Raw genomic sequence first — 7,931 nt, 5'->3', positions numbered from 1 at the left:
GGGCGGGGTGGGCAAGACCGCCCTGGCCGTGCGTGCCGCGCACCGCCTGGCCCCGCGTTTCCCGGACGGGCAGCTGTTCCTGGACCTGTACGGCTTCACCCAGGGCACCGCGCCCCGGGAACCGGGCGACGCCCTTGCCGCCCTGCTCTCCGCCCTCGGCGTGCCGCCCCAGCAGATACCCGCGGAGCTCGGCGCGCGTGCCGCGTTCTACCGCGACCGGCTCGCCGACACCCGCACCCTGATCGTGCTGGACAACGCCGTGGACGAGGCGCAGGTCACCCCGCTGCTGCCCGCCTGCGCGACTTGTCTGGTGCTGGTCACCAGTCGCAAGCGGCTCAAGGCCCTGGACGACGCCCTGCCCCTGCCTTTGGACGTACTGCCGCCGGGTGAGGCGGTGACGCTGTTGCGCAGAGCCGCCCGCCTCGGCGAGGAGCCGGGAAACGAGGCGCTGCTGGAGCAGGCCGCCGCACTGTGCGGGCGCCTGCCGCTCGCGTTGCTGATCGCCGGAGCGCTGGTGCGTACGGGCGGTGAAGCCTGGAACCTCAGCGTGCTGATCGAGCGGCTCACGGTCCGCCGGCCGGGGCAGGAACTGGCCGGGTTCACCGATGGGACCCGCAGTGTGCCGGCCGTATTCGAGCTCTCCTACCAGCAGCTTTCCGGGGACCTGCAAAGGCTTTTCCGCCTCATCGGCCTGCTGCCCGGTCCCGAGCTCGACGCGTACGCCGCGGCCGCGCTCCTGGACAGCGACCCTGGGACTGCCGACGGGCTGTTGCAGCGGCTGGCCGATCACAGTCTGCTGACCGGCGTTTCCCGGGGCCGCTACCGTCCCCACGACCTGATCCGCGCCCACGCCCGCACCTTGGCCACGGCGCTGGATCCCGAACCCGAGCGCGAGGCCGCCCTCGACCGGCTGCTGCACTACTACGCCCACACCGCGCAGAGGGCCTCCCAGCCCATCGCCCGCTTCCCGAGGCCCGCACCCGTCAGTCCGGCTCCCGCTTTCGCCCCCACCTTCGCCGACCCGGACGCCGCCCACGCCTGGTTGCGCATCGAGCACCCCGATCTCGACGCCGCCTTCACCCACGCCCACACTCACGGTCTCGTCGGACACGCCATCGCCCTAGGCGCGGGCCTGGCCGAAATCCTGCTCACCGACGGCCCCTGGACTCGCGCCTTCGAGGTCCACCAGGCCGCGGCCGACAGCGCCGAAAACGCGGGCCACCCCGCCGACCATGCCAATGCACTGACCGATCTGGGGCGCGTGAGGTACACGACCGGGGACTATGCCGGGGCAGACGACGCGCTGGCCAGCGCCCTTGAGAGCTATCGTGTGCACGAAGACGCTCTCGGCCAAGCCAACTCCCTGACCGAGCTCGGCCGCGTGAGGTACGTGACCGGGGACTACTCCGCGGCCGACGACGCGCTGACCCGGGCCCTGGAGATCTTCCGCGTGCTCGACAACCCTCTCGGCCAGGCCAACGCGCTGGCCGAGCTCGGCCGCGTGCGGCATGTGTCCGGGGACTATCCCGCGGCCGACGAGGCACTGACCAGGGCGCTGGAGATCTTCCGAGTACTCGGCAACCGCCTCGGCCAGGCCAATGCCCTGAACAACCTGGGGCAAGTGCGCTCGCTGGGCGGGGACTATCCCGGGGCCGGCGACGCACTGACCGGCGCGCTGGAGATCTTTCGGGTGATCGGCAACCGACTCGGCGAAGCCACCGCACTGAACGGCCTGGGGCGTGCGCGGATGAGTACCGGCGACTACCCGGGGGCCGGCGAGGCCTTCATCGAGGCGCTGGAGATCTGCCGTGCTATCGGGTTCCAGCTCGGTGAGGCCTACGTGCTGAGCGAGGCGGGGCGCCTGCGGGAGAGAACGCAGGACTATGCCGGGGCCGACGAGGCCCACACCGGAGCCCTGGAGATCTTCCGTACGGTGGGCGATCGCCTCGGCGAGGCCAACGCGCTGACGGATCTGGGGAGTGTGCGATCTGCGATCGGGGACAATCCCGGGGCGAGCGAAACCCTCGTTCACGCTCTGGAGATCTATCGCGAGATCGGGGATCAGGGCAACGAGGCGTGGGCGCTCAACCACTACGCCGCCGCCGTCGCCGCGAGCGGTGACCGCCCGCGCGCCCTCGATCTCTACCAGCAGGCCCTGGCCATGAACCGCGAGCTGAGCAAGCCCGACGACGAGGCCGTGTCCCTCGAGGGAATCGCCGAGCACTACTCGGCCACGGGCGATACCGTCCAGGGCGCGACGTATCTGAACCAGGCATTGGAGATCTACTCGCGCCTCGGCATGCGCGCGGACATCGAGCGCGTCCAGGCCCGCGTCGACGAGAGCACCGGTTCGGCGGCTACGTAGTTCTGAACATCAGACTGACCGGCCGTAGCCCAGCGAACCGGCCTCATCCGCTGCCGTGCTGGCCCGGCCGCGCGCGTGTCACACATCGGGTGGCCACGTCGTCTTATTGCAGCACGTCGGGCTCGAGGCGAAGCTGGAGAACTGGGCGCGGGTGTTCACGTCTCGATGGGTGCCCTTCGATATCCGCAGCGGCCGAGGCGTGGTCGACCTCGAGCCGTGACGCACACGCTCCGGCCGGAACAGCGGCGTGCCCCGCCCGGAGCCCCGAAGCGCCGGAGCACCGAAGCCCCGGAACCCCGTCGCGCCGAAGATCAGCGCGCGTCGCTTTTACGTGCGAGGACGAGCCCGAAGTGCGGGCTCGAGTCGGCGCGTCGTCCCAGGGAGCTGAGGGGGACGGTCGAGACGGTGAAACCGGCTGCGGTCAGGTCGGCGCGCAGCGCGTCCAGCGAGACGGTGCGGTAGTACATGACGAACGGGGGGCGCCAGAGCGCGTTGCGCACGCGCATCGCCAGGTCGAACCCGGACGCCGCCCAATACGCGGAGGAGGTGACCGGGGGCGGCGCACTGATCGGGAAGGCGAACAGCCCGCCGGGCCGCAGCGCGCGGTGCACGCCGGCGAACATCGCGGGCCGCTCGGCGGGCAGGAAGTGCCCGAGCGCCCCGAAGGTGACCGCCAGATCGAAGGCTTCGGCCAGGGGTAGGGCGCGGGCATCGGCACGGACGTACTCTGCGTCCCGGTACGCGTCGCGCGCCTGCGCGAGCATGCCGCCGCTGAAGTCCACGCCCGTGACCCGCCCCGCGCACAGCGACTCGAGCACGCCCAGACCCGCGCCGGTGCCGCAGCACACGTCCAGTCCCCGGTCGAACGGGCCGAGCGGCCGCAAGGCGTCGGCACACGCGTCGAGCACGTCGTCGGGCGTGCGAAAAGGAGTGCGGTCGAACTTCGGCGCAAGCAGGTCGTATCCGCCTTCGACCGAGGACATCGCCTGGATCATCAGTTCACGCAGTGACGGGCCTTGAGGCGAGAACATGGATTAAGGGTACGTCGTCGGTTCCGACCGGGCCTGTCTGGGTGCGGGGCGGAGTGTCAGTGCGCGATCCGGCGTACCGCCTGCTACCGTCGTCGCGCGAATGTCTGATATGTGGTGAATCGTGAAGTAAGCTGGCGAAGGCGGTAGAGATGGGTCTCCAGGTTTCTCGTCGTGGGCTGTTACGCAGCGCGGCCGGTTCGGTGGCCGCCGGGGCGGCGCTCGGCGGTGTCGCGGCCCCGCCCGCGGCGGCCGACGCCCAGCCGGCCGCCGCCGCGCCGCCCGCCGTCGTGCCGGGCCAGGCCGGCCCGCTCGCGGACGCGGAATACGCAAGCGGATTCGACGGGCTGCGGGTGCTGCCGGACGACGGGCGCTACCAGACCCTGAGCCAGGGCTTCAACCAGCGCTTCACCAGCGAGCCGCGCTACATCCAGCTGATCACCGACGACGACAGCGCGGTCGCCGCCGTGCGCGAGGCGCTCAAGCATGATCTGCGCCCCACCATCCGCGGTGGCGGGCACTGCTACGAGGACTTCGTCGAGAACACCGGCGGCGCCATCCTCGACGTGAGCACCATGAAGGGCATCCACCGCACCGAGGACAAGTACGGCCGGCCCGCGTACTGCGTCGAGTCCGGCTCGACCAACTGGGACATGTACTGCCAGCTGTTCCGCAGGTACGGCGTGACGGCTCCCGGCGGGTCCTGCTACTCGGTGGGCGTCGGCGGGCACATCTGCGGCGGCGGGTACGGCGTGCTCTCCCGTCGCAACGGGCTGATCGTCGACCACCTCGTCCAGGTGGACGTCGTCACCGTGCGCGGCGGGGAGGTCGAGGTCACCTGCGCGCACCGCTCGGATCCGCCCATGTCGGACACCGGGCAGCTGTTCTGGGCGCACACCGGCGGCGGTGGCGGGAACTTCGGCATGGTGCTGCGCTACTACTTCACCGGGGCGCTGCCGACGCCGCCGGCCCGGGTGTGGCTCAGTTCCATCGCCTGGCCGTGGGCCGAGATCCTGAAGAAGCCCGGGGACTTCGCCCGGCTGCTGAAGAACTTCGGCGAGTTCTTCGCCCGGCACAGCGGCCCGGACGAGAGCGTCTACCAGGACCTGTTCAGCATCCTGAAGCTCACCCACAAGACCAACGGCAACCTCGCGCTCGGCAGCCACTGGATGCGCGACGAGACCGGGCCGCTGGACGAGTACCTGGCCGCGATCCAGGAGGGTCTGAGCACCGAGCCGATCGTGCTCACCGACCTCGCGGCCTCCGCCGGCGCGCAGTTCCAGCCCCAGATGTCCGCGCTGTCCCCGGTATCCGCGGTATCCGTGGTGGAGAAGCGTCGTCAGATGCCGTGGTTCCAGGAGACGATGACGGTCAACGGCTCGGGCCCCAACCAGCGCGGCAAGTACAAGTCCGCCTACCACCGCAAGCCCTTCACGGACCAGCAGATCGCCGCACTGTGGCACTGGCTGACCAAGGACGTCGAGGGCGTGGACCTGACCCAGACGCTGTGCCAGGTCGACTCTTACGGCTGCCGCACCAACGCCGTCGCCCCGACGGAGACCGCCGTTCCGCAGCGCGACTCGATCATGAAGCTGCAGTACCAGACGTACTGGACGATGCCCGCCCAGGACGAGGCGCATCTGAAGTTCATGCGGGCCTTCTACGAGGACGTCTACCGCAAGACCGGCGGCGTGCCCGAGATCTCCGACGCGAGGCACGACCGCACCACGGACGGCTGCTACGTCAACTACCCCGACATCGACCTCGGGGTCGCGACGGAGCGGGCACCGAAGTACCCGCGGCTGTACTACAAGCAGAACTACGCCCGGCTGCAGCAGACCAAGCGGCTGTGGGATCCGCGCAACGTGTTCCACCACGCACAGTCGATCATTCCGTAGTCGGGGCTCGCTCCGGCCCGGCGTCGGTCGCGTCGAGGTCGCGGCACCGGTGTCCTCGATACCGGTGCCGCGACCTCGACGAAGATCCGGTAACTCACTTGATGGCCACGTGACTCTTACATTACGGTCAGGGCCATGGCATTCGCGACGGCTGACACCGATTCCCCGCACCTTGCTCCGGCCGTCGACGCCTCTCCCCGCGGCCTGCGCGCCGTCGCGGACCGGCTGTCCGGGCCGGGGCCGGGCTCCCAGCGCGTCCTGATGACCTCCACGTTCGTGAACACCATCGGCAACGGCATGTTCATGACGTCGTCGATCCTTTACTTCACCCGCGTCGTGCACCTCAGCGCCGCCCGGGCCGGGCTCGGCCTGACCGTCGCCGGGGTGGTCGGCGTGTCCGCGGCGGTGTTCATCGGCGACCTCGCGGACCGGCGCGGCCCGCGCGAGGTCCAGCTCGCGCTGCTGGTCCTGATGAGCGTCACCATGGCGAGCTACGTACTGATCCACGACTTCGCCGGCCTCGTCCTCGTCGCGGCGCTCGACCTGCTGGCCAACGGCGCCTCGAACGCGGTGCGCGGCGGGCTGGCCCGGCGGATCGGCGGCGAGGGCGCGGCCGCGTTCCGCTCGAGGCTGCGCGCGACCACCAACGCCGGGATCGCGATCGGGACCCTGGTCGCGGCCTGCGCCATCGAGGTCGACACCCGGCTCGCCTACGAGCTGCTGATCCTCGGCAACGCGGTGACCTTCCTGATCAGCGCGGCGATGCTGCGCCGGCTGCCGCATCTCGAGCCGCTGCCGCGCCCGGCCAGGGAACGGCGCTGGAGCGCGGCGCGGGACGTGCCGTTCAACGCCTGGGCCATCGCCAACGGCCTGATGACCCTGCAGTACCAGGTGCTGCTGATCCCGCTGCCGCTGTGGATCGTCTCGCACACCCACGCGCCGCGCTGGTCGGTCGCCCTCTGCCTGCTGATCAACACGCTCATATGCGTGTTCTTCCAGGTGCGGGTCGGCGCCGGCGTCACCACGATTGCGCAGGGCGCCCGGGCGTTCCGCAACGCGGGCTGCTTCTTCCTGATCAGCTGCCCGCTGCTGGGGCTGATGCCGGACGTGCCCGGCTGGGCCGCGGTGCTCCTGCTCGCGGCCGGGTGCGTGGCGCACACCACCGGCGAGCTGTGGCACGCTTCCGGATCGTTCACCCTCGGCTACGATCTCGCGCCGGAGCACGCGCAGAGCCAGTACCAGGGTATGCAGGGGCTGTGGTCGAGCCTGCTCGGCACCTCGCTGGCCCCGGCGATCCTCACCCTGATCTGCGTCGACGGCGGCCAGGTCGGCTGGTTCGCGCTCGGCGGCTTCTTCCTCGTCCTCGGCCTGGCCACGATTCCGGTGACGCACTGGGCCGAGCGGACCAGGCCGCGCTACCTGCCGCGGCCGAGCGAGTAGACGGGCAGAGAGCGCGCGCCGTCACGGTACCGGGCGGCGGTCGGGTCCGGGCGGCGCCGGTAACGTGTTCTTCATCCTCCGATTCACCACTTGTGATCTGGGCGTACTTTGCTGGCATCGACTCACACGGTGAGGCGCGCCTAGGGTTCCGTCATCGCGGCACAGATACTCACGTACTGATGCGGCGGTGGGTCTGGACCGAGAGGCGAGGCGGAGGGCTGCGAACCCTGCGTTCCACGGCGGGATAAAAACCCGGGAGGCAAGCCGCGCCCGGCTGCCTCCTCGGCAGCCGCCGACCAGGGAGCCTGCCGTGAAGAACGGCGTACGCCGCATCATCCTGCTCACGCTGGGCTGGGAAGACCTGCCCAAGGCGATCTCCGTCCACGGCGCCGCGCCCGAGCAGCGCCTGCGCGAACCGACTCCCGGAGTGCTGCTCGAGTGCGACGGCGGCTGGTTGCTGCTCGACACCGGATTCAACACCGCCCTGATCCACGATGCGGCGCTGCGTCGGCGCTTCTTCGGCGACCCCGCCTACCGCCCGATCCTGCCCGGTCCCGGCGAGCCGCTGGAAGAAGCCCTGGAGCAGGCGGGCGTCGCGATGGACCGCATCTACGCGGTCGGCATGAGCCACCTGCACCACGACCACGCCGGCGGCCTCAAGCACTTCGCCGGACGAGTCCCGGTGCACGTCCAGCGGGCCGAGCTCGACTTCGGGTTCTCGCCGCACCCGATCCCCGAACGCAACGCGGTCAACCGGATCGACTTCGACGACCCGGCCATGATCTGGGACGTGGCCGAGGGCGACACCGAGATCGCCCCCGGTGTCACCGCGGTGCTGACCGCGGGCCACACTCCCGGCCACCAGAGCTTCGTGGTCGACCTCGACGACTCGGTCGGCGGCGGCGGGTTCGTGTTCGCCTTCGACGCCGCGGACCTCACCGAGAACATCGAACACGAACTCCCGATCGGCGCCACGGTCGGCGTCGACCCGGCGCAGACCGTCGAGCAGATCCGCAAGCTCAAGCGCATCGCCGCAGAGCGCGGATACCGCCTGGTCCCCGGCCACGACCCGGTGGTGTGGCCGGCGCTGACCTCCGAGTTCCACGCCCGATTCACCGGGCACCACTCGCCGAGCGCGGCGCCCTCCCTCAGCAAAGGCATGTGACATGACCCAGCCCAGCGAGTCCCCGACCGGTACCC

General features: G+C 70.5%; 5 protein-coding genes and 1 riboswitch. Of the genes, 4 read left to right on the top strand and 1 reads right to left on the bottom strand.

The genetic code is table 11. The annotated features are described in order from the left end of the window. A partial coding sequence (locus KDL01_RS36780) for a tetratricopeptide repeat protein (RefSeq protein ID WP_212533335.1) occupies positions 1–2,365 on the top strand: 2,365 nt, incomplete at its 5' end. A gap of 311 nt (positions 2,366–2,676) precedes the next feature. On the opposite strand, the gene KDL01_RS36775 is transcribed toward KDL01_RS36780, so the two are convergent. After that, entirely contained in the window at positions 2,677–3,396 is a 720-nt protein-coding gene (locus KDL01_RS36775; protein ID WP_212533334.1) for a class I SAM-dependent methyltransferase, read from the bottom strand. Positions 3,397–3,545: 149 nt separating this feature from the next. On the opposite strand from KDL01_RS36775, the gene KDL01_RS36770 reads away from it, so the two are divergent. The 3 genes from KDL01_RS36770 to KDL01_RS36760 all read left to right on the top strand — a co-directional run bounded on the left by KDL01_RS36770 (position 3,546) and on the right by KDL01_RS36760 (position 7,896). Further along, a complete protein-coding gene (locus KDL01_RS36770; protein WP_212533333.1) occupies positions 3,546–5,291 on the top strand; it encodes an FAD-binding oxidoreductase in 1,746 nt (581 codons plus the stop codon). 135 nt (positions 5,292–5,426) lie between these two features. After that, positions 5,427–6,731 (top strand): MFS transporter, encoded by a 1,305-nt coding sequence (locus KDL01_RS36765; protein ID WP_212533332.1) that lies wholly within the window; start codon positions 5,427–5,429, stop codon positions 6,729–6,731. Positions 6,732–6,860: 129 nt separating this feature from the next. Next, positions 6,861–6,992: riboswitch (guanidine-I (ykkC/yxkD leader) on the top strand. A gap of 49 nt (positions 6,993–7,041) precedes the next feature. Beyond that, positions 7,042–7,896, top strand: a complete 855-nt coding sequence (locus tag KDL01_RS36760; RefSeq protein ID WP_212533331.1) for an N-acyl homoserine lactonase family protein — start codon at positions 7,042–7,044, stop codon at positions 7,894–7,896. The last annotated feature ends 35 nt before the right edge of the window (positions 7,897–7,931 follow it).

Source organism: Actinospica durhamensis, from assembly GCF_018139695.1.
Taxonomy (GTDB): domain Bacteria; phylum Actinomycetota; class Actinomycetes; order Streptomycetales; family Catenulisporaceae; genus Actinospica; species Actinospica durhamensis.
The sequence above is the reverse complement of the archived record's forward strand: the minus strand, read 5'-3'. Positions and strand labels throughout refer to the sequence as shown.